The following is a 25423-nucleotide window of genomic DNA, read 5'->3' on the forward strand; positions in this document are numbered from 1 at the left end:
ATGCAGACATTCGCCAACCAGCCGCACGTCGCGTCCTACTACGCGGCGACCGCCAACGATACGACCCGCCACGCGCCGCTCGCCGGCACGATCGATGCCGACGTGTGCGTGATCGGCGCGGGCCTCACGGGCCTGTCCGCCGCGCTCAACCTCGCCGAGCGCGGCCATTCGGTGACCGTGCTCGAAGCGTCGCGGGTCGGATGGGCGGCGAGCGGCCGCAACGGCGGGCAGTTGATCGGCGGGTTCGCGTGCGACATCGACACGTTCGGGCAGTTCATGCCGGAAGGCGACGTGAAGCGCATCTGGGACATGGGGCTCGAAACGCTGTCGCTCGTGAAATCGCGCATCGCGCAGCACGACATCGACTGCGCGCTGGTACCCGGCTACCTGACCGCCGCGAACACCGAGCGCGATGCCGACGGGCTGAAGCGCTGGCGCGACGAAGCCGCGAAGCGCTTCGGCTACGACCGCTTCCATTTCGTCGAAGCCGACGAACTCGGCGACTACGTGCAGTCCGAGCGCTATTGCGGCGGCCTGTACGACCCGGACAGCGGCCATCTCCATCCGCTGAACTACACGCTCGGCCTCGCCCGCGCGGCGACCGAGGCGGGCGTGCGGATCCACGAGGACAGCTGCGTGACGCGCGTGCGCGACGTCGCGGGCGGCCATGTCGTCGAGACGAGCGGCGGCAACGTCCGTGCGCGCTTCGTCGTGCTCGCGTGCAACACCTTCGTCGGCACGCTCGCGCCCGCGCTGTCGAAGAAGATCATGCCGGTCGGCACCTACGTGATCGCGACCGAGCCGCTCGGCGACGCGCGCGCCGCCGCGCTGATGCCTGCTCGCGCGGCGATCTGCGACAGCCGCTTCGTGCTCGACTATTTCCGGCCGGCGCCCGACACGCGGCTCGTGTGGGGCGGCAAGGTCAGCTATTCGACGCGGGAGCCGCGCGATCTCGCGGCGGCGATGCGCGCGGACATGCTGAAGACGTTCCCGCAGTTGGCGGACGTGAAGGTCGAGTACGCGTGGGGCGGCTTCGTCGACATCACGATGAACCGCGCGCCGCACTTCGGCCGCATCGCGCCGACGATGTACTTCGCGCAGGGGTTCTCGGGGCACGGCGTGAACACGACCGCGCTCGCGGGCAAGCTGATCGCCGAGGCGATCAACGGACAGGCGAGCCGCTTCGACCTGTTCGACAAGATCCGCCACCGCGACTTCCCCGGCGGCGAGGCGCTGCGCACGCCGGCGCTGGTGCTCGCGATGAGCTGGTACCGGCTGCTCGACGCGTTCGGCGTGCATTGAGCGGGACGCATCAACGAGAGACGGCCGCGCCGAAGCGCAGCCGCTCCTTTGCCGCCGTGCGCTGACGCGCCCCCGCTAATCCGCCACCTTCTGCCGCATCGTCACGAACTCTTCGGCCGCGGTCGGGTGAATGCCGATCGTGTCGTCGAACTGCGCCTTCGTCGCGCCCGCGCGAATCGCGATCGCGATGCCCTGGATGATCTCGCCCGCATCGCGGCCGACCATGTGCGCGCCGACCACGCGCTGGCTGTCGCGCGCGACGACCAGCTTCATCAGCGTGCGCTCGTCGCGGCCCGACAGCGTGTGACGCAACGCCTTGAACGACGTACGGTAGATATCGACGTCGCCTTCGTACAGGTCGCGCGCGGCCGCCTCCGTGAACCCGACCGTCGCGACCTCGGGCTGGCTGAACACCGCCGACGGCACCCATTCGTGATCGGCCGCGATGCGCGACCCGCCGAACAGCGTGCGGGCGAGCAACCCGCCGTCGCGCGTTGCGACCGGCGTGAGCTGCGGCCGCGACGTGACGTCGCCGATCGCATGGATCGACGGCACCGACGTCGCCGAATACGCATCGACGGCGATCGCGCCGCGCGCGTCGAGCATCACGCCCGCCTGCTCGAGCCCGAGACCGTCGACGTTCGGCACGCGGCCGGTCGCATAAAGCACCTGGTCGTACGGCCCGTGCCGCGCATCGCCGGCGCGCACGCTCAGCGTGCCGTCGTCCGCGCGCTCGATCGACTCGACCACCGAGCGCGCATGGATCGTGACGCCCTGCTTCGTCATCTCGTCGGTCAGGAACTGGCGCACGTCGTCGTCGAAGCCGCGCAGGATCTTCTCGCCGCGATAGAACAGGTCGACGTGGCTGCCGAAGCCGTTGAAGATGCCTGCGAACTCGACCGCGATATAGCCGCCGCCGACCACCGCGATGCGCTTGGGGCACGCGGCGAGCGACAAGGCCTCGCGCGACGTGATCGCGTGCTCGATGCCGGGCCGCGGCGGCAGCGACGGGCGCGAGCCGGTCGCGATCGCGATGTGGCGCGCGCGGATCGTGCGCTCGCCGATCGCGACCGTGTGCGCATCGACGAGCGTCGCGCGCCCCGCGTGCATCTCGACGCCCGATTGCCGCAGCAGGTTGATGTAGATGTCGCTGAGCCGGTTGATCTCGCGATCCTTCGCGGCGATCAGCGCGGGCCAGTCGAGCGTGCCGGCGCCGAAGGTCCAGCCGAAGCCCTTCGCGTCCTCGACTTCATGCGGGTAGTGCGATGCGTAGACGAGCAGCTTCTTCGGAATGCAGCCGCGCAGCACGCAGGTGCCGCCGATCTGCTCTTCTTCCGCTATGCCGACACGCGCGCCGTAGGACGCGGACATGCGTGCGAGCCGCACGCCGCCCGAGCCGGCGCCGATGACGAACAGGTCGTAGTCGAAATCCATCGCATTCCCTCATCGCAGTTCGGATGAAGGCACGATAGCAAGATTCCGGCATTCTTGCGGCGCACGGTGCAGCTACGCGCGCGCCCAATAAAAAACGGCGAGAGACGTTGCCTCTCGCCGGTCAAACCGGCTGCCGGGTGTGTCATGCGTCACCGATCGACCGCATGCCCGACCTGCCGGCTGCGCGGCACCGGTCCGCCCGGGCGCGCGAAGGGCGCACCACGGCCGGACCAGCCGCCATGCTCATGCCTGCGACGTGTCGCTGCCGTCCGTCGCCTGCGTGTCGTCCGCAGCCTGTTCGGGCTGGTCTTCCTTCTTCTTCTCGATCAGGCCTTCGAGCGCTTCCGCGCCCTTGAAGCCGGCGACGGCAGCGGCCGCCTTGGTCAGCAGGCCCGCATCCGGATCCAGCTTTTCCGCGCCTTCGACAGCGGCGACTGCGCCAGCGATTTCACCCACGGTGTTCAGGATACCCATCGTCATCCCCTTTCAAGAAAATCGTGAGCGCATCGTCCCACGAAAAAAACCGGCGGACCGTGATTGTCATCACCGGATACACAAGTTACGCACCAGGCCGGCCGCACTCGCCGAGCGCGACCGGAACGACGCACGCGCGCGCCTGGCGGCACGCAACGGGCGATGCTCGCAGCGTAGCGGAAAGCCTCCGCGCGCACTGTAAAAGTATGTTCTGGATTGCCGACGAAACCCTTACGGCGCGGGGGTCGCGTGATGAAGCATTCGCCGAATAGTCGTGCGCGCGTATGAAGGTCGCGTGACGAAAAAAAAGAGGCGCCTCGCGGCGCCCCTTCGATGCATGCCGGACGACTGCCGGCGCATGCGTTCCGACGTTCGTCAGAAGATATTGCGCAGGCCGATCGCGATGCCGGTCTGGTTGCTGCGACCCGGCAGCTCGACGTTCGCCGCGCCGTTCGTCTTGTTGAAGTCGACGGTGCCGTAGACTTCCGTGCGCTTGCTGAGCGCATACTCGGCGATGCCGACGATCGCGTAGCGGTTGCCGCTCGCGAGCGTGCCGTTGGTGGTCATCGCATTGCGCATGTGATCGTAGTAGAACGCGCCCGTCAGCGTCAGCGGCGCGCTGACCTGCCAGCTCACGCCCGCGAACGGACCGTCGTCGATCCGGCCGGTGCCCTTCGCGACCGGAATCGTCTGCTGTGCGAGCAGGCTGTCGACGAAGCCCGTGTCGTCCTTCGAGCGCAGGTAGCCCGCGTAGATCTTCGCCTTGCTGAACGCATACACGACGTTCGCGTGGTAGATCGTCTGCTTGCGCGCCGAGTTGTCGCTGTTCTGCTGCGCGCCGGCCGCGATGCTGAGCGGGCCCATCACGTACGACAGCGACACACCCCACGCATTGCCCTTGCCGAGCGAGCCCGGAATCTGGCCCGAGAAGCCGCCCGCGCCGGTCGATTCGTAGTTGGTGCCGGTCGAGTACATCGCCTTCGCGGTCAGGCCTTCGAACTTGCCCGTGTACTTGATCTGGTTGTCCGCATACAGGCCGCCGCCGAGCGCGACCGGCAGCCATGCGTTTTCGAGGTAGTTACCGACCGTCAGCGGATCGTAGGTGTCCGACAACAGGTCGAACAGCGGCGTCTTCTGGCGGCCGAGGGTCACCGTGCCGTACGGGCTCTGCAGGCCGACGTACGCTGCGCGGTTGAACAGGCGGCCGCTGTCGGCGAACGCGCCGTTCTGCAGGTTCACGCCGCTCTCGAGGTTGAACACGGCCTTCAGGCCGCCGCCGAGGTCTTCCGTGCCGTAGATGCCGAAGCGGCTGTTCGTGATCGCGCCGTTGGTCATCGACAGCAGGCCGTCGTTCTTGGCGTTGGCGTTGGTCAGGTAGCGGATGCTGGCGTCGGCGACGCCCCAGAGCGTGACCGAGCTTTGTGCGGCCGCGTACTGGCTGGCAAATGCGAGCGCGGCGCCCCCTGCGATGGCTGCGAGTCGGGTGGTCTGCTTCATGAGCTTTCCCTTTTGTAGGTGTCTCCATTCATGGCCGGCCGCTTGCGCAGCCGGGTGGCGATCGCTCGCGTTCTTGGCGCGCGCGATGTGGGCTGAATCATATGACGAGTGCAATCGCCGAAAGAAATTGAAATGCGCGGTAACGCCGGAACTGTCGTCCGCGCACAACGTTGCGGCGCGCGAGGCCTGCCCGGCGGGCGGCGGGCGCCGCACGGCAGCGACCGCGGGCGGCTTACGGTACGTCGGATCTGTAAGGATCTCGCAGCAGGTGCCGCGCAACGGGCGCACGCAGGGGTGCGCCTGCGGGCCGCGCGGTCACGCGGCCGCCGCCGGCCCGCCGTCGGCCGAGTGCCGGCGCCACGCGCGCCGCACGATTTCCGCGAACGCGCCGACGAGCAGCAGCACGGCGCCCCACAGCGCGACTTCGGGCATGAGCCGCGTCACGAGCCCGCCGACCACCGCACCGGCCAGGAAGCAGAAGCTGATCGTCGCGAGCAGCGCCGAATCGTGCAGCGCGCCCGCGTCATAGCGCGGGATCAGCCCGACGAACAGCTTCTGCGCGGCGCGCCGCAGGTTGCCGGTGGTCATCACCGACGTGTACGAGAGCTCCTCGAGATGAGTGAACGACAGCGTCTGCAGCGTCGCGACGAACGAGATGCCCGGAATCAGCCAGCCGCTCGACGCGCCGACGAGGCCGCTCGCGGCGACGCCGAGAAACGCGATCTCGACGAGCAGGCACGCGAACGCCGTGTGCTTCATCCAGCCGCGCTGCGCGGCAAGCCCGAGCAGGTGCGCGACGAACACCGCGATCGTGAAGCCGACGAGCGGCGGCACGTGATGCAGCGCGGCGCCCCATTCGCCGGCCGACAGGTTGATGCCGAGCAGCGCGACGTTGCCGGTCATCGTGTTCGCGAACACGTGGCCGTGGCCGACGTACGTGTACGCGTCGAGGTATCCGCCGGACAGCGTCAGCAACGCGGCGACAGTGAGATTGCGGCTGGCGCCGTCGAGATCCATCGAGCCTCCCGTGAAGATTCGCGCCAGTATGGCCTACGGGCGGTCAACGTGCGCCGGTCACTGCCCGATGCCCGTGAGCCCGATCAGCGCGCCGCCCGCGAGCAGCCACAGCGGATGGATGCGCGTGCGCCACGCGAGCACCGCGCACGCGGCCGTGATGCCCCACTGGATCGCGGTGCGGTTCGATGCCTCGGAGATCAGCACCGCGCTCGCCGCGACGAGCCCGGCGGTGACCGGCATCATCCCCTGCTGCACATGGCGGCGCCACGGCCGGTCGCGAAAGCGCTCCCACGCATGCAGCGCAAGCACGGTGACGATCGACGACGGCCCGAACTTCGCGAGCGACGCAACCAGCAGCCCGCTCCAGCCGGCCACGTGCCAGCCGACCAGCGACACGATCATCATGTTCGGCCCGGGCGCCGCCTGGGCCAGTGCGAACAGCGCGGTGAACTCGTGCGCGCTCATCCAGTGATGGACGTCGACGACCTGCCGCTGCATCTCCGGCAGGATCGTGTTGCCGCCGCCGAACGCGAGCAGCGACAACTGGCTGAAGATCGTCGCGATCGCGATCAGCGTGTCGTTCATGGCCGGCCTCCCGGCTGCGTGTCACGCGCGGCGGCCGGCGCCGGCTGCGGCGTGCCCGCGTCGCGGCGCCGGGACGCGAGCCACACGCTGACGGGCGTCAGCACGAGCATCGTGGTCAGCAACGGAATGCGCAGCACCGCGATCGCGACGAACGCGAGCGCCGCGATGCCGGCGGCCGCCCGCGCATGCCGCAGCGGCTTCAGGACCTTCACCGCCATCGCGACGAGCAGCCCGGCCGCCGCCGCCGCAAGGCCCGCGAACAGGTGCTGCACGCGCGGATCGTTCTGCGTCTTCGCGTACAGCACGCCGAGCGCGACGACGACGAGCGTCGGGCCAGCGATCAGCCCGAGAATGCCGGCGAACGCGCCGGCGACGCCGCGAAAGCGCATGCCGACGGCCACCGACAGGTTGATCACGTTGCCGCCCGGCAGGAACTGGCACAGGCCGAGCAGATCGGTGAATTCATCGGCGGACAGCCACTTGCGCTCTTCGACGATGGTGCGCCGCGCGAACGGCAGCGCACCGCCGAACGACATGAGGCCAAGCGACAGGAAACCGGTGAACAGCTCGGCGAGGCCGATGCTGCGAGGTGATGCGGCCGGCGGCGGGGCGGCCGGCGGAGAAGCGGATTGCATGGGGTTCCTTATCAAACGGTGAACCGAGGTTACCGCCGTTCGGAATGCCGGCAAAACGATTTTATCGGCGCGCCCTTGTGATCTAGAATCACAAGCATGGCACGCGATCTCCCGCCCTTTTCCGCGCTTCGGGCCTTTGAAGCCGCGGCACGACATGAAAGCTTCAGCGCCGCCGGCGACGAGCTGCATGTGACTCACGGTGCCATCAGCCGTCAGATCGCCGGGTTCGAGGCGTGGCTCGGCAAGCCGGTGTTCCACCGCTACGGCAAGCGCGTGAAGCTCACCGACGAAGGCCGCCGCTACCTGGACACCGTGCGCGCGGCATTCGACAGCATCGCGCTCGCGACCGAGCAGCTGCGCAACACGGGCGCGGCACGCGTGCTGCGCATCAATGCGCTGCCCACCTTCGCGATGAAGTGGCTGCTGCCGCGCCTGTCGCGGTTCCAGCGCGACGTCCCGAACGTCGAGCTGAAGCTGTCGACGTCGAACGCGCCGCTCGACGCGCTCGACGGCTTCGATGTCGCGATCCGCCGCGGCCCCGGCCACTGGCCGAACTGCACGAGCGGCCACTTCCTCGACGAAAGCGTGATTCCCGTCTGCAGCCCCGCGCTGCTCAAGCGCGCGCCGATCGCGCGCGCGGACGATCTCGCGCGCCACGTGCTGCTGCATTCGGATACGCGGCCGGAAGGCTGGCGCGACTGGTTCGCGGCGGCCGGCGTGGCGATGAAGGGGCGCAAGCGGCAGTCGTTCGACCACTTCTACCTGGCGCTGCAGGCGGCCGTCGACGGCCTGGGCGTCGCGCTCGGCCCGTTGCCGCTGATCGACGACGAGCTTGCGAGCGGGCGGCTGGTGATGCCGCTGGACGGGCCGCGCATCGCAACGCGCAGCTACTGGTGGATCGCGCCGCGCGCGCCGGCGGACGATCCGCTCGTCGCGCAGTTCTGCGCGTGGCTGCAGACGCAGTCGAACGTCGGCGCGTAGCGCGTCGACGTTCGACGCCAAAGATGACGCGGGCGGCAGGGCGCCGCCCGCCGGAAGCTCAGACCACCGGGCCCGGTTCCTTTTCCCTGCGCAGGATCGCGTACAGGATGATCGCGCCGAACGTCGCGGTGCCGATCCCGCCGAGCCCGAAGCCGCCGATCTTCAGCGAGAAATCGCCGGCGCCGAGCACCAGCGTGACGGCCGCGACGATCAGGTTGCGGTTGTCGGAGAAGTCGACCTTGTTGACGACCCAGATCCGCGCGCCCGTCACCGCGATCAGCCCGAACACGACGATCGACACGCCGCCGAGCACCGGGCCCGGAATCGTCTGGATCACCGCACCGAACTTCGGCGAGAAGCCGAGCACGATCGCGATCACCGCGGCAACCGCGAACACGAGCGTCGAGTAGATCCGCGTGACGGCCATCACGCCGATGTTCTCCGCGTAGGTCGTCACGCCCGTGCCGCCGACGCTGCCCGACACGATCGTCGCGAGCCCGTCGCCGATGAACGCGCGGCCCACGTAGCGATCGAGGCTGGTGCCCGTCATCGCGCTGACGGCCTTGATGTGGCCGAGGTTTTCCGCGACCAGGATCACCGCGATCGGCGCGAGCATCAGCATCGCGTGCGGATCGAACACCGGCGCGCGGAAGCTCGGCACCCCGAACCAGGCCGCCTGCCCGACGATCGAGAAATCGATCGGCTTGCCGAGTCCCATCCCGTTGGTCGCGACCGCATAGATCAAGTAGGCGATCACCAGCCCGACGAGGATCAGCAGGCGCTGCACCATGCCGCGCGAGAACACCGCGACGCCACCGACGCACAGCACCGTGACGAGCGCCATCACCGATTCGAAGGTCGAGCCCGACACGCCCTTGACCGCGATCGGCGCGAGGTTCAGCCCGATCACCGCGACCACCGCGCCGGTCACGACGGGCGGCATCAGCGTCTCGATCCAGCGCGTGCCGATCGCCTGCACCAGCAGGCCGAGCGCGACGTACACGACGCCGCACGCGACGATCCCGCCGAGCGCGACCGGGATGTTCGGGTTCGGGCCGCTGCCGCCGTAGCCGGTCACCGCGATCACGAGGCCGATGAACGCGAAGCTCGAGCCGAGGTAGCTCGGCACGCGGCCGCCGACCAGCACGAAGAACAGCAGCGTGCCGATGCCCGACATGAAGATGCACAGGTTCGGGTCGAAGCCCATCAGCAGCGGCGCGAGCACGGTCGAGCCGAACATCGCGACGACGTGCTGCACACCCAGCGCGACCATCTGCGGCCACGCGAGGCGCTCGTCGGGGCCGACCACGCGCGAGGCCGCGCCGGTCGATTGCACCCGCCAGCGCGGGAAGTAGGAATCGGACATGGGGAAAAGAGCTCCTGTCGGTCGCCGGCTGCGGAGGATGCGCCGGTCTGGAATCTGGCGCGAGTTTACGGAGCGGAAATGGGGCTGGCAAGCGGGCTGGCGAGCGGGCTGGCAAGCAGGCCGATACGCGGGCTGAAAAGCGGGCCGCCGAGCGGGGCCGGCGAGCACGATGCGCGGCTTGCCGCGTGTGCGAGACGGGGCACGATGGTGCGCCCCGGTGAATCGCCCGTCCGCGCGGAAACCTGCGCGGGCGGCGATCGGCGCCGGCGGCGACGCAAGCGTGCGCTCACATCGCGGCCGGCGCGGCTGACATCAGGGGTTGATGTACTGGAACAGCGACAGGTTCTGCAACTGCGCGTACGCCTTCTGCGAGCCCGTCAGCGCGTTCTGCATCTGCAGGAACTGGCTGATCGTCGTCACCATGTTGGTGCTCGTCAGGTCGGACAGGTTGCTGGTGACCTGCAGCGACGCGGTCTGGTTGACGGTCTGCATCGCCTTGACTTCCTGCTCGCGGCCACCGACCGATGCCTGGATCGTCGTGACGTTGCGCATCGTGTTGCCAAGCTTGGTCGAGCCGGTCATCAGCGCGTTCTTCAGCCCCGCGACCGCCACCGGGTTGCCCGTCACGGGCGTCTTCAGCGCCGCGATCATCGCGTCGAGCGTCGAGAACACGTCCGAGCCGCCGCTCGCCTGCGGCGCCGGCTCGACAGCAAACTTGTCGCCGGCGGACGGCGTGCCCGACACCGCCACCGTCATTCCGCCGCCGAGCGAGATCGCCGCGCCCGACGAATAGGCCTGCGCCGGCGTGGTGGTCGGCGGGGTGACCGAGTTGTCGGTCACGGTGTAGGTCGGCGCGGCGGCCGTACCGCCAAATGTGATCGAGAACTGATGGCCGTTCGTCGCGATCGCCGGGTTCGTCACCGTGACCGCGCCGATCGTGCCGGTGCCCGTGTTGCCCGCGAGGGCCGACGGCACCGGCGAGCTGCCGATCGCCTGCACCGACATGAAGACGGCCGCGCCCGAGTCGCCCTGCGACACGGTGCTCGAATCGGCGATCTGCACCTGGCGCGTGCCGGTGTCGCCGACATAGTTGACGCTGCCGCTCGACGTCGTCGAAAACGGCGCCGCCGAATTCTTCGTGCCGGCGAACAGGTAGTTGCCCGCGCCGTCGTTGGTGTTCGCGAGCGTCATCAACTGGTCGCGGTAACCCTGCAGCTGCGTGGCGAGCGCCGAGCGGTCGCTGTCGGACATCGAACCGTCGCCGGCGCGCACGAGCAGCGACTGCGTGTTCGTCAGCACGGTGCTCACGTTCTGCAGCGTCTGGTCCTCGGCCTGCAGCGACGCGAGCGCCGCGTTCTGGTTGGTCGCGTACTGCGACAGCGTCGCCGACGTCATCGACAGCTGCACGGCCTGCGCCGCGCCGGCCGGATTGTCCGCCGCCGTCTGCAGGCTCACACCGCTCGAGATCTGCTGATACAGCTGCGCAAGCTGGGCCTGCTGATCGTTCATTTGTGAAACGTTCAGCTGGAAGAACTGGGCGCTGGAAATCCGCATCGCTTCTATCCCTCGAATCCGGTCAATTGAACAGGCCGAGCACGGTCTGGAACAGCGTCGCCGCCGTCTGGATCACCTTCGCGTTCGCCTGGTAGAACTGCTGGTACTGCATCAGGTTGGCCGCTTCCTCGTTGGTGCTCACGCCCGACACCGACTGCTGCGCCTCGGTGATCTGGCCAATCAGCCCGGTTTGCGCGGCGCTCGACGATTTCAACTGGGTCGTCGTGTTGCCGATGCCGTTCACGTAGCTCGCATATGCGCCCGTGAGCGTCGTCGTGCCGTTGCCGAACGCCTTCGAATTGACCAGCTTCGACAGCGCGAGCGCGTTGGAGCCGTCGCTGGTGCCGCCCGCATACGGCCCGATCGTGAACGAGTCGCCGGTCGCCGGTGCGCCGGACAGCGTGACGCTCACGCCGTTGAGCGCGCCCGCTGCCGTTCCCGACATCGTCATCGTCGCGCCGGCCGCCGGATCGTACGGGACGGTGTCCGTCGAGGCGTTGATCGTGACCGACGTCGGCGGCGTGGTGCCGATCGTCACCGTGGTGCCGACCGGGAAACCCGTCAGCGTCTTCGCCGTCGCGTCGTAGGTCAGCTTGGTCGTCGGCACTTGATAGCCCGCGGTTACGCCGCCCAGCGTGATCTTGCCCGTGCCGGTGTTGGTGCTCGCCGCCGACGTGACGGCCGGCGATGCCGCCGCGATCGCCAACGCGCTCGTCGTGGCGAGGCCGAAGCCGTTCAGCGCGCCGCGCGTCGGCAGCACGGTGAACTTGTCGCCGGCACTCATCGAGCCCGTCGGGATCGAGAAATTCAGGCCGCCGAGCGAAACAGGCATCGGCCCCGCCTTCTGGTCGACCACCGCGCCGCTCGCGCGGTCCGTCAGCGTGTAGTTCGCGCCGTCGAAGGACAGCGTGTAGTCGCTCGCGGTCGGCTGCGACGCGTTCGCGAACGACACGGACAGCGTCGCGTTGCCGGTATTGCCCTGGTTCGCGTACACGGTCGGCGACGGCGTCGTGAACAGGTTGCCGCCCTTGTTGCCCGACAGGTCGATGCCGAGCGCGTTCTGCGCGTTGACCTGCGCGGCGAAGCTGGTCGCGATCGCGCCGAGCTGGGCCTGTGCGGGGTCGAGCGTCTGGCTGCGGAACGCGAGCAGGCCGCCGAGCGTGCCGCCCGACAGCGACGAATCGGGCAACGCCTGGTTCGGCCCCTGCGGCTTCGCGCCGGCGATCCCCTGCGACACGACGGTCAGCTCGCTCGGATCCGACGGCGACGTGACGGCCGCAAGCTGGTAGCTCTTGTCGGCGACGACGAGCGGTTGGCCGCCCGACATGAACACGCTGTAACCGCTGTCGTTGCGCACGACCTGGATACCGGCCAGGCCCGACAGGTTCGACACCGCGAGGTCGCGCTGGTCCAGCAGCTGGTTCGGCGGCTGCCCCTGGCTGCTCGCCGCCGAGATCTGCTGGTTCAGCTGCGCGATCTGCGCGGTGTACGTGTTGATCTGCGACACGGTGCTGGTGAGCTGCGTGTTCACGCTCTGGCGCAGCGCGTCGTACTGCTGGCCGGCCGCGTTGAGCTGGTTGGCCAGCGTCTGCGCGTTGCTGATCGCGGTCTGCCGCACCGACGGGTCGGACGCGTTGTTCGCGACGTTCTGCAGCCCGGTGAAGTAGTTCGTGATCCCGGTCGAGACGCCCGCCGTCGGGCTGCCGATGTAGTTGTTCAGCTGCGCGACGAGCGTGTACCACGTCGACAGCGCGCCGCCCTGCGTCTGCGCGGTGTTCAGCTGGTCGCTCAGGTACTGGCTGTACTGCCGTTGCACGGTGACGGTGTTCACGCCTTGCGGCATGTAACCGCTGCCCGAGTATTGGCTGCTCGCTTCCGCATACACGGGCCGCTGGACCGAATAGCCGGGCGTCGCCGCGTTGCTGATGTTGTTGCTGGTCGTCGTGAGGCCCCAGAGCGCGGCATTCAGGCCGCTGACGCCGAGGTTCATGAGTGTGTTGGACATGCGCGATCCTGATGAGCCGGCCGCGCGTCGCGGCCGCCGGGTTGCGTGACTCCCGGTATAACGGCCGCCAATCGAAAAAATTGAGGAAAAAATGCACGCGCGACGCGCACTTGCGCGTCGCCGGTTCAGGCGTGCGGCCGAGGGGCCGCAAACGCCGTGCGGGCCGCCCCGGGCGGGGCCGGCCGCCGCTTGCGCGTCAGGCCCGCGCGAGCGAGCGGCGCTTCATCTCGAGCTGCGTGATCAGCCGCTGCAGCGTGTTTTCCGCGCTGCCCGGCAGCGACATGTAGCGGAAGCCGAGCTGGAAGCGCCGCGACCCGTTCGGCATCTGCGTCGAACGCTGCGACACGAGCTGCAGGTCGAGCGACAGCTTGCCGTGGCCCGTCAGCTCGAGCTCGACGTCGGGCAGCAGCGTGCCGACCTCGAGCGCCTCGACGCGTTCGTCGGCCGTGCGCAGCCCCACGCCGCCGAGCGACAGGTTGTGCACCTCGAACAGGAAGCTTTCGCCGTCCGGCAGCTTGCCGCGGCACAGGAACGGATCGACGATCGGCGCATCGACGCGGAAATATTCGCGACGCTGGATGCACATCAGCACGTCGGGGAAATCGGCGACGAACGCGGGCAGCCCTTCGTAGCGCGTCTCGCGCGGCGTGCCCGTGGAGAATTCGACGCGCACGCCCTCCGGCGCGGCCGCGAACGTGCAGTGCGACGCGCCGAGGATGCCGGCGTTCTGCTCCGCCAGCGCACCCCAGTCGAACGTAAACGTCCGTGCGCCGACATCCACCTCGAGCAGGCGCGTGACGAGCTGGCCGCCCGGGTACTGGACGGTCAGGAAATCGCCGCGATTGACGAGGTTGCGCAGCTGCACGCCGATTTCCAGCGGATTGCGGCGGGCATAGTCGGGCCCGGAGTGGCCTGCATCCAGGCTGGGGTCCGTCGACGTTTCGATATTCATGGCTAGCCGGTCTTTCTTGTCATGGGCGCCCGGGCAACCGGTGCGCAATAAAACCGGGCCAGAACGGGGGCCCGGTCGCAGGTCTCTCACACTTAGCGGCAGTGCTGACCGAAAGTTTAGATCGAATTGGGGATTTTTTTCGCGCAAACGTTGAAACCGCGCGCGGCGGGCTGCCGGGCGCGGTCCAGAGGGTGCAACAGGCGGGAGCCGACGGGGGCCGTCAGCCGATCTGCTGCATGATCGAGATCAGCTTCTTCGCGTAATTCGGGTCGGTCGCGTAGCCGGCCTTCTGCATCCCGTGCGCGAACCCTTCGACGCTGCGGCTCGCGCTCAGCACGCCCGAGTAGCGCGGGTTGTTCTTCAGCAGGTTCGCGTAATCGGTCATCGCGTGCTCATACGAATCGTACGCGCGGAATTTCGCGACAACGCGGCGCGGCGTGCCGTTCACGTATTCGGTGGTCAGCGCCGACACCGTGCGGCCCGTCCAGCCCTTGGTCGCCTTGATGCCGAACACGTTGTAGCTCGTCGAGCCGTCGGTCGCGCGGATCTCGCGCTTGCCCCAGCCCGATTCGAGCGCCGCCTGCCCGACGATGAAGCGCGCCGGGATGCCAGTCGACGCGCTGGCCGCCTGCGCGGGGCCCGCGAGCCGGTCGACGAACGCGTCGGCGTCCTGCACGCCACTCGCGCCCTTCAGCGGCGGCGTCAGCGCGCTGCCGGCCGAATAGCCGCGCGTGCCGGCGAGCCCGCCGTTGTTGGCCGCGTTCGCGTAGGCCTTCGCCATCGCGTTCATCGCGGCGAGGCCGCCTTCGTTGCCGGACCCGCCGAGGCCGGCCGCGCCCAGCCCGGCCGCGCCGACGTCGGCCGCCGTGTCGCTGCCCGCGCCCTGCCCCGCATTGCGCAGCAGCTGCTTCATCAGCGCGTCGGCCACGCCGATCCCGCGCGTCGACATCTGCTGCGCGAGCTGCTGGTCGAGCATCGACGTGTACATCTTCGACGTATGCGAATCGAACAGCCCGCCGTCGGGCGACGCGTCGCGCATGCTCTTGAGCATCATCTGCGTGAACATCGCGTCGAACTGGCCGGCGACCGCCTTCGCGCCGGCCTGCGGCGACTGCTTCGCCTGCGCGCGCAGGGCGTCGAAACCCTGCACGTCGAGCGCAAAGCGCTGCGTGAGGTCGTTCGCATTCGGGAGACTGGCTGCCATTTAGATGATCTCCAGGTCGGCGCGCAGCGCGCCGGCGGCCTTCATCGCCTGCAGGATCGACATCAGGTCCGCGGGCGTTGCGCCGAGCGTGTTCAGCGCCTTCACGACGTCGGCGAGATTCGCGCCGGCCGTCACCATCTTCAGCGCGCCGTTGTCCTGCTTCAGCTGGATCTGCGACTGCTGCGCCACCACCGTCTGCCCGTTCGAGAACGGCCCCGGCTGCGATACCACCGGCTGCGTGTTGACCACGACCGACAGGTTGCCGTGCGCGACCGCGCAGCTCTGCAGCGTGACCATCTGGTTCATCACGATCGAGCCGGTGCGCGCGTTCAGGATCACCTTCGCCGCCGCCTTGTCCGGGCTGACGTCGAGGTTCTGCAGCCGCGCCATGAACGCGACCTGCTGCGCCGAATCGGCCGGCGCGGCCAGCTGGATCGTGCGGCCGTCGAGCGCCGTCGCGGTGCCCGGGCCGAAGCTCGAATTGACCGCGGACACGATCCGCTGCGCGGTGCCGTAATCCATGTCGTTCAGTTGCAGCTGCAGCACGCCGTTCATCTGCGCGATCGCGTTCGGCACCGAACGCTCGACGATCGCGCCGCCGACGATCCGGCCGGCCGCGAGCTGGTTCACCTGCACGCGGCTGCCGTTCGCGCTGGCGCCGGCGCCGCCGACCGCCATGTTGCCCTGCGCGAGCGCGTAGACCTGGCCGTCCGCGCCTTTCAGCGGCGTCAGCAGCAGCGTGCCGCCGCGCAGGCTCTTCGCGTTGCCGAGCGACGACACGGTGACGTCGAGCGCCTCGCCCGGCCGCGCGAACGGCGGCAGCGTGGCGGTCACCATCACGGCCGCGACGTTCTTCAGCTGCATGTTGCTCAGTTGCGACGCGCCGCCGTTGGCCGAACCGTTGTTGATCGAGATGCCGAGGTTCGCGAGCATGTTCGCGAGCGTCTGCGTCGTGAACGGCGTCTGCATCGTCTGGTCGCCCGTGCCGTCGAGGCCGACGACGAGGCCATAGCCGATCAGCGGGTTGTCGCGCACGCCCTGGATCTGCGCGAGATCCTTCAGGCGTTCCGCGTGCGCGGGCGCCGCGCCGAGCAAGCACGCCGCGGCCACCGCCGCGAACGCGACGGCGAGCCGTGCGGCGGCCTGCGCGCGGGCCGGGAAGCGGTCGAGAAGCATCTTCTTCATCGTCATCACCACGGCGCGATGTTGAGGAAGAAGCGCTGCAGCCAGCCCATCGTCTCGGCTTCGTTGATGTAGCCCTTCGACGAGTATTCGATCTTCGCGTCGGCGACCTGCGTCGAGTAGACGGAGTTCGCGCCCGAGATCGTGTTCGGGTTCACGACACCCGAGAAGCGCACGAATTCGTTGCCCTGGTTGATCAGCATCTGCTTCTCGCCGCTGACCACGAGGTTGCCGTTCGGCAGCACGTTGGTGACGGTCACCGTGATCGTGCCGTTGAACGTGTTCGCCGCGCTCGCGCCGCCGGTCGCCGCGAACTTGTTGTTGCCCGCCGCCGACAGGTTCGCCTTCGCGAACAGCCCGCCGAGGAAGCCGGCCGTCGGCACGTTGAAGTCGGTGTTGCCCTGCCGGTTCGTGTTCGCGCCCGACGACTTGGTCGCGTTGATGTTCTCCGCGATCATGATCGTCAGGATGTCGCCGACGTTGCGCGGACGCTGATCCTCGAAGAGCGGCCGCCCCGCGTAGCCCGGGTTGTAGATCGAGCCGGGCGCCTGCATCGACATCGGCGTCGGCGGCTGCGCCGTCATCGGCTGCTGGATGATCGGATCGCGTGGAATCTGCGCGCAACCGGCGGCGAGCGCCGCCACCGCGACCGCGCATGCGGCGCGGACGGTGGCTGACGGGAGGAGGCGAACCTGCTTCATGGCGACGGCGGGTGTTCCGGTTAGCTCTTCATCTGCGTGACGGTCTGCAGCATCTGGTCGGACGTCGTCACGGCCTTGCTGTTGATCTCGTAGGCACGCTGCGTCTGGATCATGTTGACGAGCTCCTGCACGACGTTCACGTTCGACGATTCGACGTAGTTCTGGCTGAGCGTGCCCGCGCCGTTCAGGCCCGGTTGCGACACGTTCGGCGCGCCCGACGACGTCGTCTCGGAGAACAGGTTCTCGCCGCGCGCCTCGAGGCCGGCCGGGTTGATGAAGGTCGCGACCTGCAGCGAGCCGATCTGCACCGAATTGGTCGAGCCCGCCTGCGTGATCGTCACGACGCCGTCCTTGCCGATCGTCAGCGACGTCGCGTTCTGCGGGATCGTGATCGCCGGCAGGATCTGGTAGCCGCTCGACGTGACGAGCTGGCCCTGCGCGTTGGTCTGGAACGAGCCGTCGCGCGTGTAGGCGTTCGTGCCGTCCGGCATCACCACCTGGAAGAAGCCCGCGCCGTTGATCGCGACGTCCTTCGAGTTGCCGGTCTGCGTGAGGCCGCCCTGCGTGTACAGGCGCTCGGTCGCGACCTGCTGCACGCCGGTGCCGAGCTGCAGGCCCGACGGCAGTTCCGTCTGCTGCGTCGAGTTCGCGCCCGGCTGGCGGATGGTCTGGTACAGCAGATCCTCGAACACCGCGCGCGACGCCTTGAAGCCGTTCGTGCTGGTGTTCGCGAGGTTGTTCGAAATCACGTCCATCTGCGCCTGCTGCGCATTCATGCCGGTGGCGGCAATGTAGAGCGAACGGTTCATTTGTCAGGTCTCCTGCGTAGGCTGGCGCGGGCGCTCAGCTGAAGTTGAGCAGCTGGTTCGCCGTCTGCTCGTTCTGGTCGGCCGTCTGGATCAGCTTCGACTGAAGCTGGAACGCACGCGCGTTGTCGATCATCGCGACCATCGCGCTCACCGGGTTGACGTTGCTGCCTTCGAGCGAATTCGGCGTGACGACCACGTTCGGGTCGGCGTCGGCCGGATTGCCGTCGGCGGTGCGGAACAGCCCGTCGTTGCCGCGCGTGAGCGTGGCCGGGTCGGGGTTCACGAGCTTCATCTGGTCGACGATCGCGACCGCCGTCGGCGGGTCGCCCGGCATCAGCGCGGAAATCGTGCCGTCCTTGCCGATCGTCACTTCCGCGTTCGGCGGCACCGAGATCGGGCCGCCGTTGCCGACCACCGGCAGGTTGCTCGCGTTGACGAGCTGGCCGTTCTCGTCGACGTGCAGGTTGCCGGCGCGCGTGTACCCTTCGCTGCCGTCGGCCGCCTGCACCGCCAGCCAGCCCGCGCCCTGCACGGCGACGTCGAGCGGGTTGCCGGTGCGCGTGATCGGACCCGGCGCGTAGTCGGCGCCGGGCGTCGACGCGAGCACGTAGGTGCGCGTCGTGGTCGGGTCGACGTTGCTGCCGTCGCCGAAATTCATCGGCACCGCGCGATACGTCGCGAGTTGCGCGCGAAAGCCCGTCGTCGATGCGTTCGCGAGGTTGTTCGCGACCACCGCCTGCTGGTCGAGCGACTGCGACGCGCCCGTCATCGCCGTGTAGATCAGTCGGTCCATGGCTGCCGGTTGTCCGCGCTTACAGGTTGATGATCGTCTGGTCGACGGCCTGCTGCGTCTTGATCGTCTGCGCGTTCGCCTGGTAGTTGCGCTGCGCGGTGATCAGGTTGACGAGCTGCGACGTGAGGTCGACGTTCGAGTTTTCCAGCGCGCTGCCCTGCAGCTTGCCGTGGTTCGTGCTGCCCGGCGCGGAGATCTGCGGCACGCCCGACGCGGAGCTTTCCGCGTACTGGTTGCCGCCGAGGTTCACCAGCCCGTTCGGGTTGTTGAAGTTCGCAAGCGCGATCTGGCCGAGCACGGCGGTCTGGCCGTTCGAGTAGTTGCCGGTCAGCTTGCCGTCGGTGCCGATCGTGTAGGTCGTGAGCGTGCCGCTCGCGTAGCCGTCCTGCGCGAGGTTGTTCACGCCGTCCTTGCCGCCGTACTGCGTCGTGCCGGTCAGGTCGAGCGTGAGGCTCTGCGGCGTCGCCGAGCCGTCGGTGTTCGGCACCGTGAACTGGAACTGGCCGACCGACGTGGTCGGCGCGGGCGGCGTGCCCGTGGTCGTGCTCTGGATCGCGCCCGACGAATTGAAGGTGACCGTGCCGAGATCGGTCGTGGCGCCGCCCTGCACGCCCGCGTACGCTTCCCACGTGCCGGCCGCCGACTTCACGAAGTACATGTTGACCGCCTGCGAACCGCCCAGCGAGTCGTACACCTGGATCGACGTCGAGTAGTTGTAGGTCGTGTTGTCGGTCGCGCTGAACGGCGTCTTGGTCGGCACCGTGTCCTGCGAGTTCAGGTTGAACTGCGCGGAGATCTTGGTCGTCGCGGTCGGCGCGATGTTGGTCGTCGGCGCCTGCAGCGGCACGGTCTGCGCGGTGTTGATCACGCCGCCGTTGTTGGCCGCGTAGCCCATCAGGTTACGGCCTTGCGAGTCGACGATGAAGCCGTTCTTGTCGCGCTGGAACGTGCCGTCGCGCGAGTACGTCGTCACGCCGTTGTTCGACATCTGGAAGAAGCCGTTGCCGTTGATCGCGACGTCGAGCGACGAGCTCGTCGTGTTGATCGTGCCCTGGCCGAAATTCTGCGCCACCGCGTTCAGCGTCGTGCCGATACCGATCTGCGTGTTGGTCGACGTCGCGACCGAGTTCGCGTACATGTCGGCGAACTGCGCGGTGCTCGACTTGAAGCCGACCGTGTTCGCGTTCGCGATGTTGTTGCCGATCACGTCGAGCGCGTTCGATGCACCCGCGAGGCCGCTCAGACCCTGTTGATAACCCATTTCGGTCTCCGTTTCGAGATTGCTCGGTCAGTATCAGTTGGAGGGGGTGCCGCTGCCGGACGAATTCGACGCGGACGACGTGGTATTCGGGAAAATCGACGCAACCTGGGTCAGCCCCACGGTCGTGCCGTTCGACAGCACGAGCCCCGCCGTGCCGTCCGCCTGCTTGATCACGCTCTGCACGGTCGACGCCGCGAGCGTCGTGGCCGGCTGCGGCGTGCCGTTGCTGTCGGTGTACGACGCGCTGACTGTGTACTTGCCGTCCGGCAGTGCATTGCCCGCCGCGTCGGTCGGCGTCCAGTTGAACGGCACGGTGCCGGCCGACTGCGCGCCCGCGTTGATCGTGTTCACCACGGTGCCCGCCGCGTTCTTCACGGTGATCGTCAGGTTCGACACCGAGCTCGCGAGCGACACGCCGAACGGCGACGCCGCGCCGCTCTTCACCGCGACCGCGTTGCCCGGCGCGAGCACGTTCGTGCCGATCAGCAGCGCGGCCTGCGTCTGCTGGCCGGCCGTGAGCTGCGAGGACAGCGACGTGAGCGACGTGTTCAGTTGCGCGATGCCGCTCACCGTGTTGATCTGCGCGAGCTGCGACGTCATCTGCGAGCTGTCGACCGGGCTGGTCGGATCCTGGTTCTGCAGCTGCGTGACGAGCAGCTTCAGGAACGTCGCCTGCAGGTCGCTCGCCGACGTGCCGTTGGTCGACACTTTGTTGGTGTTCATCGTGTCGGTCGGCAGGTTCGACACGTTGGTGCCGTTGCCGCCGATCGTCGTGCTGGAGGAAGTCATCCTGGGTGGCCTTGTTTCTGGACTGTCTGTAAGGTCGGTCGGCGCGGCTTACGAGCCGATCGTCAGCGTCTTGAGCATCAGCGTCTTCGCGGTGTTCAGCGTCTCGACGTTGGCCTGGTACGAGCGCGATGCCGAGATCATGTTCACCATCTCCTGCACCGGATCGACGTTCGGCATCTGCACGTAGCCGTTCGAATCGGCGGCCGGGTTCGACGGGTCGTAGGTCGACTTCATCGGCGACGGGTCGTCCATCACCTTCGTCACGCGCACGCCGCCCACGCCTTGGCCGGACGCGGTGCGCGCGCCGCCGATCGGGTCGGTCGCGAACACGACCTGCTTGGCCTTGTACGGCTTGCCGTCGGGGCCGGTCGCGCTGTCGGCGTTCGCCAGGTTCGACGCGGTGACGTTCAGGCGCTGCGACTGCGCGGACAGCGCCGAGCCGGCGACGCCGAAGATGTTCATCAACGAAGGCATGGAAGCTCCTTTTGCTCGGATTCGGACGCGGTGCGCGCCATCACTGGTTCGACGTGATCGCGGCGATCATCGCCTTGATCTGCTGGGTCATCACGGTCATCCCGGTCTGGTAGTGCAGCGCGTTGTTCGCGAACTGCACGCGCTCGACGTCGAGATCGACCGTGTTGCCGTCGAGCGCCGGCTGCAGCGGCATCCGGTATTGCGCACGGCCGTAGTCGTCCGACGGGCCGCCCGTCGGGATCAGCTTCGCGGTGCCGGCCATGTGGCCCGCCGCCGTCGACACCATCGACATCCCGTTCGTCACGCCGGCCGGCTGCGCCATCGGCAGTTGCGCCGCGTTGCTCGGCGCGAGGCCGCCGCCCGCCTGCTTCAGCGAGCGCGCGAGCGTCGACGCGAAATCGACGTCGCGGGCCTGGTAGCCGGGCGTGTCGGAGTTCGCGATGTTCGACGACAGCAGTTCCTGCCGGTAGGCGCGCACGTCCAGCGCCTGTCGGCCGAACGCGAATTCCGCATCGAGTTTGTCCAGCATGTGTGCGTCTCTCCGTATGAAGCGCTGCACGCCCCTCATGCCGGATGGCGACGCGAGAGGCTTTTTTCCATGACAGCGATGGTAGGCGTCGGACGCAACCGGCAATCGGGCGAATAACGCGGCAAAGGCCCCCTCTATTCATCGTTTGCGCGACCGCCCCGCTCCCTAGAATGCGAAGCGGAGCAACGGATCGGGGATACGGCGATGACTGGCAGCGCACTTCGCGAAAGGAACGGGCGGCTCACGCACGTCCGGCGTGCGTTTGCGCTCGCCGCGGCGCTGTGGATCGCCGCCCCGGCCGCGCACGCTGACGACGGGATGATCGTGATTCCCGGGCGCGGCGAGACGGCAGAAACCGCAATCGCGCACGCCAATGCAGCGAGCGGCGGGCAGTTCGGCGGGAATGCGGCGATGGCGCCGGGTGCGGGCCCGGCGCCGGACACGGGCGCGCAGCGAGCGGCGCGGGCGGGAGCGCGGGCGTCGCCGCCGGCGCGTCCGGTACCGGCTACGCGGCGCAACCGGCCGGCACGATGGTCGTGACGACCGTCCCGCCGCCGGCTCCTGCGCCAGCGCCGCGCCCTGTCTACGCAGCCGCCCGCATGAACGCTACAACCGGATATGGCGCGCCGCGCGCCGCCGATCCGAACGCGATCGCGACGGCCCGTGCCGCGTCGGCCGCACCGGCCCCGCGCGCCGCCCCGGTTTCCGCGAACCCGGCCCCGGCGGCCAATGCCGCCAACGCGGCCCAGCCCGCGACGCCGCCCGGCCAGCAGGATCCCGAGTCGATCCGCCGCGCAGCCCTCGCGTTCCTGCAGCAGCAGATCGCGGGCCTGCCCGGCAAGGCCACCGCGACGGTCACGACCGCGTTTCCGCGCGGGCTCGCCGCATGCACCACGCTCGAACCGTTCATGCCGACCGGCGCGCGCCTGTGGGGCCGCACGACGGTCGGCGTGACGCTGCGCGGGCGAGCGGCCGTGGACCGTCTACCTGCAGGCGAAAGTCACCGTGCAGGCCACCTACTACGTCGCCGCGCGCCAGATCGCGCCCGGCGAGCCGCTTTCCGCGGCCGACCTGGTCGCCCGCGACGGCGACCTGACGGTGCTCCCGCTCGCGGTGATCACCGATCCGGCGCAGGCGATCGGCGCGACCGCGCTCGCGCGCATCTCGGCCGGGCTGCCGCTGCGGCAGGACCTGCTGAAGAGCGCGGCGTCGGTGTCGGCCGGCCAGACGGTGCGGGTCGTCGCGGCCGGGCCCGGCTTCACGATTTCGGCCGAGGGCAGTGCGCTGGCGAATGCGGCACCCGGCCAGTCGGTGCGGGTGCGGATGGCAGCGGGCCAGATCGTCACGGCGATCGTCAAGGACGCCGGCACCGTGGAAATTCCGCTATAGGGACGGATCCAGCGGCAAGAATGTAAAGAATTGTTTATTCGGAGCATTTGGGGCTCGCGATGCTAAAGTTCGGGCCGACCCGGCCGTTATCTGGGTCAAACCGAACAGGAAACCCATCGTGAAGATCGATTCCACTCCGAACCCGAGCCCCCTGGCGCCGACCGGCAACGGCGCGACCCGTGCGCCATCCGGCACGGCCTCGTCTTCGTCCGCGCAGGCGGCCGATGCGGGGTCGACCGGCGGTGACACGAGCGTGAACCTGTCGGGTCTGTCCGGCCGGTTGCGCTCGGTATCCGCGTCCGGCAACGGCGATATCGACGCGGGCCTGGTCCAGTCGATCAAGGACGCGCTGAACAACGGCACGCTGACGATCGACGCGAACAAGATCGCCGACGGCGTATTGAATACCGCCCGAGAGCTGCTGCAGCAGCAGCGCCCGGGCAACTGAAGCCGGCCTCGCAAGGCCGGCCCCCCCGGTTTGCCGGCGCATTTACCCGCGCCGGCGCGACGAGCATGACGCGATGAGAGAAGAGCTGCTGGCCACGGTCAACGACGAACACGCGACGGTCGAGGCGTTCGCGTCCCTGCTCGCGTACGAGGAAAAGGCGCTGACGATGGCGCAGCCGCTCGAGATGCTGCCCGGAATCGTCGAGAAGAAAAGCGAGCTGATCGACCGGCTCGCGCAGCTCGAACGCACGCGCGACACGCAGCTTTCCGCACTCGGCTTTCCGGCCGGCAAGAAGGGGATGGACCAGGCCGCCGAGCGCGATGCCCGCCTCGCCGGCCGCTGGCAGTTGCTGCAGCAGTCCGCCGAACGCGCGCGCCAGGCCAATGCGAACAACGGGATGCTGATCCGGATCCGGATGGACTACAACGAGCGCGCGCTCGCGGTACTGCGCTCGGCGCCCGCGCCGGCCGGCGTCTACGGCCCCGACGGGCGCGTGTCGGCTCTCGCGCGCTGATACACTGACCGACCGGCGGCAGCGCCGCCACCGTACTTTCCGCATTGCGCCGCCATGCGCGGCATTTCACGTTTCGACAGACCGGGCCCGAGCCCGGCACTCACGGTCCCTTCCGATACACGGTCGCGCAGCCGCGCCGCCGTCCCGTCACAACAATCAGAAGAGGGCCGCATGCCATATTTCCGCATTCCGTTTTCATCCCGCGTCGCCGCTGTTTACGCTGTCGCCACGCTGGGCGCCGCGTTGACGCTCCCCGTCGCGCACGCCGCCAGCGCCGCGCCGCTGCCCACGCCGACGGGCGACATGGCGCTGTCGCCGGCCGGCCCCGACATCGTGCCGCCGGCCGCATCGAGCTCGGCAGGCGCCGCGCCGCGCGCGTCGCGCCGCGGATCCGACACCTACACGTACCTGCGCTGCTGGTACCGGATCGACGCGGATCCGCTGAAGCCGGCCGCGACCTACGAATGGGCGCGCAATCCCGCCGGCGGCGACTGGTATCGCGTGTCCGGGTACTGGTGGGCCGACGGCATCACGCAGTGGAAGAACATGTTCTACAGCACGACGACGCAGGACACGCTCGCCGACGTGTGCCGCAAGACGCTGGCCGCGAAGGGCATCAAGTCCGACCTGGTGCAGGCGGTCGCGGCGAACAACGCGCTGTCGTTCAACTACACGGTGTGGACCATCGACGCCGCGCAGCAGGACGCGCGCGTCAACAAGCTGATCGTGTTCGGCGACAGCCTGTCCGACACGCAGAACATGTTCAACGCGAGCCAGTGGAAGCTGCCGAACGGCACGAGCTGGCAGGCGGGGCGCTTCAGCAACGGCCCGGTGTGGGCCGAATATCTCGCGAACGCGCTGCGGCTGCCGTTCTACAACTGGGCGATCGGCGGTGCGGCGACCGACCAGTACCTCGTGGTGCCGGGCCTCGTGCAGCAGATCGACTCGTGGCGCGAATACATGGATCGCGCGCCGGACTACCGGCCCGCCAACACGCTGTTCGCGGTGTTCGCGGGCGGCAACGACCTGGTGAACTACGGGCGCTCGCCCGAGCAGGCGGCGAATGCGGTGCGCGACAGCCTCGAGCGGCTCGCCGCGGTCGGCGCGACGCGGATCCTGCTCGTCGCGCTGCCGGACGTGTCGCGCGCGCCGGTGTTCGCGACCCGCACCGACACCGCGAGCGTCGCCGCGCAGGTGAAGGACTACAACCGGCGCCTCGCGGACGCGGCCGCCGCGCTGCGCGCCCGCTACGGCGCGACGCTGCGGCTCGAGGTATTCGACGCGTATGCGCTGTTCGACGACCTGCTGAGCCACCCGGCCCAGTACGGTTTCGACGACGCGAAGCGTTCGTGCCTCGACATCCCGAAGCCGTCGTCGCTCACCTACGTGAGCGCGCAGACGCCGCGTGCGGACTGCCGCGATCCGGCGCGCTTCGTATTCTGGGACACGCTGCACCCCACCACGCGCACGCATGCGTGGCTCGCCGAGCGGATCGCGCCGCTGGTGCGTGCGCGCCTGCTGAACTGAC

General features: G+C 68.7%; 24 protein-coding genes and 1 pseudogene. 6 read left to right on the plus strand and 19 right to left on the minus strand.

The window, feature by feature from the left end; all coding sequences use genetic code 11:
- Positions 1-1302, plus strand: a complete 1302-nt coding sequence (locus tag LXE91_RS04050; RefSeq protein ID WP_039369122.1) for an NAD(P)/FAD-dependent oxidoreductase — start codon at positions 1-3, stop codon at positions 1300-1302.
- Positions 1303-1377: 75 nt separating this feature from the next.
- On the opposite strand, the gene gor is transcribed toward LXE91_RS04050, so the two are convergent.
- The 6 genes from gor to LXE91_RS04080 all read right to left on the minus strand — a co-directional run bounded on the left by gor (position 1378) and on the right by LXE91_RS04080 (position 6944).
- A complete protein-coding gene (gene gor, locus LXE91_RS04055; protein ID WP_039369125.1) occupies positions 1378-2736 on the minus strand; it encodes a glutathione-disulfide reductase in 1359 nt (452 codons plus the stop codon).
- Between the two features lie 243 nt (positions 2737-2979).
- Entirely contained in the window at positions 2980-3210 is a 231-nt protein-coding gene (locus LXE91_RS04060; protein WP_039369187.1) for a hypothetical protein, read from the minus strand.
- Between the two features lie 375 nt (positions 3211-3585).
- Positions 3586-4707, minus strand: coding sequence for a porin (locus tag LXE91_RS04065; RefSeq protein ID WP_039369128.1), 1122 nt, complete (start codon positions 4705-4707; stop codon positions 3586-3588).
- Positions 4708-5022: 315 nt separating this feature from the next.
- On the minus strand, positions 5023-5724 hold the full coding sequence (locus LXE91_RS04070; protein WP_039369131.1) for a YoaK family protein: 702 nt from the start codon (positions 5722-5724) through the stop codon (positions 5023-5025).
- 57 nt (positions 5725-5781) lie between these two features.
- Positions 5782-6309, minus strand: coding sequence for a chromate transporter (locus LXE91_RS04075; RefSeq protein WP_039369134.1), 528 nt, complete (start codon positions 6307-6309; stop codon positions 5782-5784).
- Complete coding sequence (locus tag LXE91_RS04080; protein ID WP_039369137.1) at positions 6306-6944, minus strand: chromate transporter; 639 nt, start codon at positions 6942-6944, stop codon at positions 6306-6308. The genes LXE91_RS04075 and LXE91_RS04080 overlap by 4 nt, the downstream gene beginning before the upstream one ends.
- 96 nt (positions 6945-7040) lie before the next feature.
- On the opposite strand from LXE91_RS04080, the gene LXE91_RS04085 reads away from it, so the two are divergent.
- On the plus strand, positions 7041-7925 hold the full coding sequence (locus LXE91_RS04085) for a transcriptional regulator GcvA (protein ID WP_039369140.1): 885 nt from the start codon (positions 7041-7043) through the stop codon (positions 7923-7925).
- Between the two features lie 58 nt (positions 7926-7983).
- Here the strand turns inward: LXE91_RS04085 and LXE91_RS04090 are convergent, their stop codons facing one another.
- From LXE91_RS04090 to flgB, 13 genes are all read right to left on the minus strand, one after another.
- Positions 7984-9291, minus strand: a complete 1308-nt coding sequence (locus LXE91_RS04090; protein WP_039369143.1) for a solute carrier family 23 protein — start codon at positions 9289-9291, stop codon at positions 7984-7986.
- Between the two features lie 312 nt (positions 9292-9603).
- Positions 9604-10845, minus strand: coding sequence for a flagellar hook-associated protein FlgL (gene flgL / locus LXE91_RS04095; protein ID WP_039369145.1), 1242 nt, complete (start codon positions 10843-10845; stop codon positions 9604-9606).
- 22 nt (positions 10846-10867) lie between these two features.
- Complete coding sequence (gene flgK / locus LXE91_RS04100) at positions 10868-12850, minus strand: flagellar hook-associated protein FlgK (protein ID WP_039369148.1); 1983 nt, start codon at positions 12848-12850, stop codon at positions 10868-10870.
- A gap of 196 nt (positions 12851-13046) precedes the next feature.
- On the minus strand, positions 13047-13802 hold the full coding sequence (locus LXE91_RS04105) for a flagellar brake protein (RefSeq protein WP_039369150.1): 756 nt from the start codon (positions 13800-13802) through the stop codon (positions 13047-13049).
- A gap of 220 nt (positions 13803-14022) precedes the next feature.
- Positions 14023-15006, minus strand: a complete 984-nt coding sequence (flgJ, locus tag LXE91_RS04110) for a flagellar assembly peptidoglycan hydrolase FlgJ (RefSeq protein ID WP_039369153.1) — start codon at positions 15004-15006, stop codon at positions 14023-14025.
- Positions 15007-16191: a flagellar basal body P-ring protein FlgI gene (locus LXE91_RS04115; protein ID WP_039369190.1), complete on the minus strand. Its 1185-nt coding sequence runs from the start codon at positions 16189-16191 to the stop codon at positions 15007-15009.
- Positions 16192-16196: 5 nt separating this feature from the next.
- Positions 16197-16889, minus strand: coding sequence for a flagellar basal body L-ring protein FlgH (flgH, locus tag LXE91_RS04120; protein WP_039369155.1), 693 nt, complete (start codon positions 16887-16889; stop codon positions 16197-16199).
- Between the two features lie 20 nt (positions 16890-16909).
- Positions 16910-17698 carry a flagellar basal-body rod protein FlgG gene (flgG, locus tag LXE91_RS04125; protein ID WP_039369158.1) on the minus strand — a complete coding sequence of 263 codons (789 nt, stop codon included), beginning with the start codon at positions 17696-17698 and terminating at the stop codon, positions 16910-16912.
- Between the two features lie 34 nt (positions 17699-17732).
- On the minus strand, positions 17733-18491 hold the full coding sequence (flgF, locus tag LXE91_RS04130) for a flagellar basal-body rod protein FlgF (protein WP_039369161.1): 759 nt from the start codon (positions 18489-18491) through the stop codon (positions 17733-17735).
- A 19-nt stretch (positions 18492-18510) separates the two neighbouring features.
- A complete protein-coding gene (flgE, locus tag LXE91_RS04135) occupies positions 18511-19752 on the minus strand; it encodes a flagellar hook protein FlgE (RefSeq protein WP_039369164.1) in 1242 nt (413 codons plus the stop codon).
- Positions 19753-19785: 33 nt separating this feature from the next.
- The gene (locus LXE91_RS04140; RefSeq protein ID WP_039369167.1) at positions 19786-20541 is read right to left on the minus strand and encodes a flagellar hook assembly protein FlgD; all 756 of its coding nucleotides are present in this window, start codon (positions 20539-20541) and stop codon (positions 19786-19788) included.
- A 48-nt stretch (positions 20542-20589) separates the two neighbouring features.
- Positions 20590-21015, minus strand: a complete 426-nt coding sequence (flgC, locus tag LXE91_RS04145; protein WP_011353470.1) for a flagellar basal body rod protein FlgC — start codon at positions 21013-21015, stop codon at positions 20590-20592.
- A 40-nt stretch (positions 21016-21055) separates the two neighbouring features.
- Positions 21056-21544 carry a flagellar basal body rod protein FlgB gene (flgB, locus tag LXE91_RS04150; RefSeq protein WP_039369170.1) on the minus strand — a complete coding sequence of 163 codons (489 nt, stop codon included), beginning with the start codon at positions 21542-21544 and terminating at the stop codon, positions 21056-21058.
- Positions 21545-21748: 204 nt separating this feature from the next.
- Between flgB and flgA the strand changes: the two are divergent.
- The 4 genes and pseudogenes from flgA (at position 21749) to LXE91_RS04170 (ending at position 25422) form a co-directional block, all read left to right on the plus strand.
- A pseudogene (gene flgA / locus LXE91_RS04155) lies at positions 21749-22933 on the plus strand (flagellar basal body P-ring formation chaperone FlgA).
- A gap of 118 nt (positions 22934-23051) precedes the next feature.
- Positions 23052-23381, plus strand: coding sequence for a flagellar biosynthesis anti-sigma factor FlgM (flgM, locus tag LXE91_RS04160; protein WP_039369176.1), 330 nt, complete (start codon positions 23052-23054; stop codon positions 23379-23381).
- Positions 23382-23454: 73 nt separating this feature from the next.
- Entirely contained in the window at positions 23455-23895 is a 441-nt protein-coding gene (locus tag LXE91_RS04165; RefSeq protein ID WP_039369179.1) for a flagella synthesis protein FlgN, read from the plus strand.
- Positions 23896-24066: 171 nt separating this feature from the next.
- Positions 24067-25422 carry an SGNH/GDSL hydrolase family protein gene (locus LXE91_RS04170; protein ID WP_052760151.1) on the plus strand — a complete coding sequence of 452 codons (1356 nt, stop codon included), beginning with the start codon at positions 24067-24069 and terminating at the stop codon, positions 25420-25422.
- Position 25423 lies beyond the last annotated feature (1 nt).

Source organism: Burkholderia contaminans (assembly GCF_029633825.1).
Classification (GTDB): domain Bacteria; phylum Pseudomonadota; class Gammaproteobacteria; order Burkholderiales; family Burkholderiaceae; genus Burkholderia; species Burkholderia contaminans.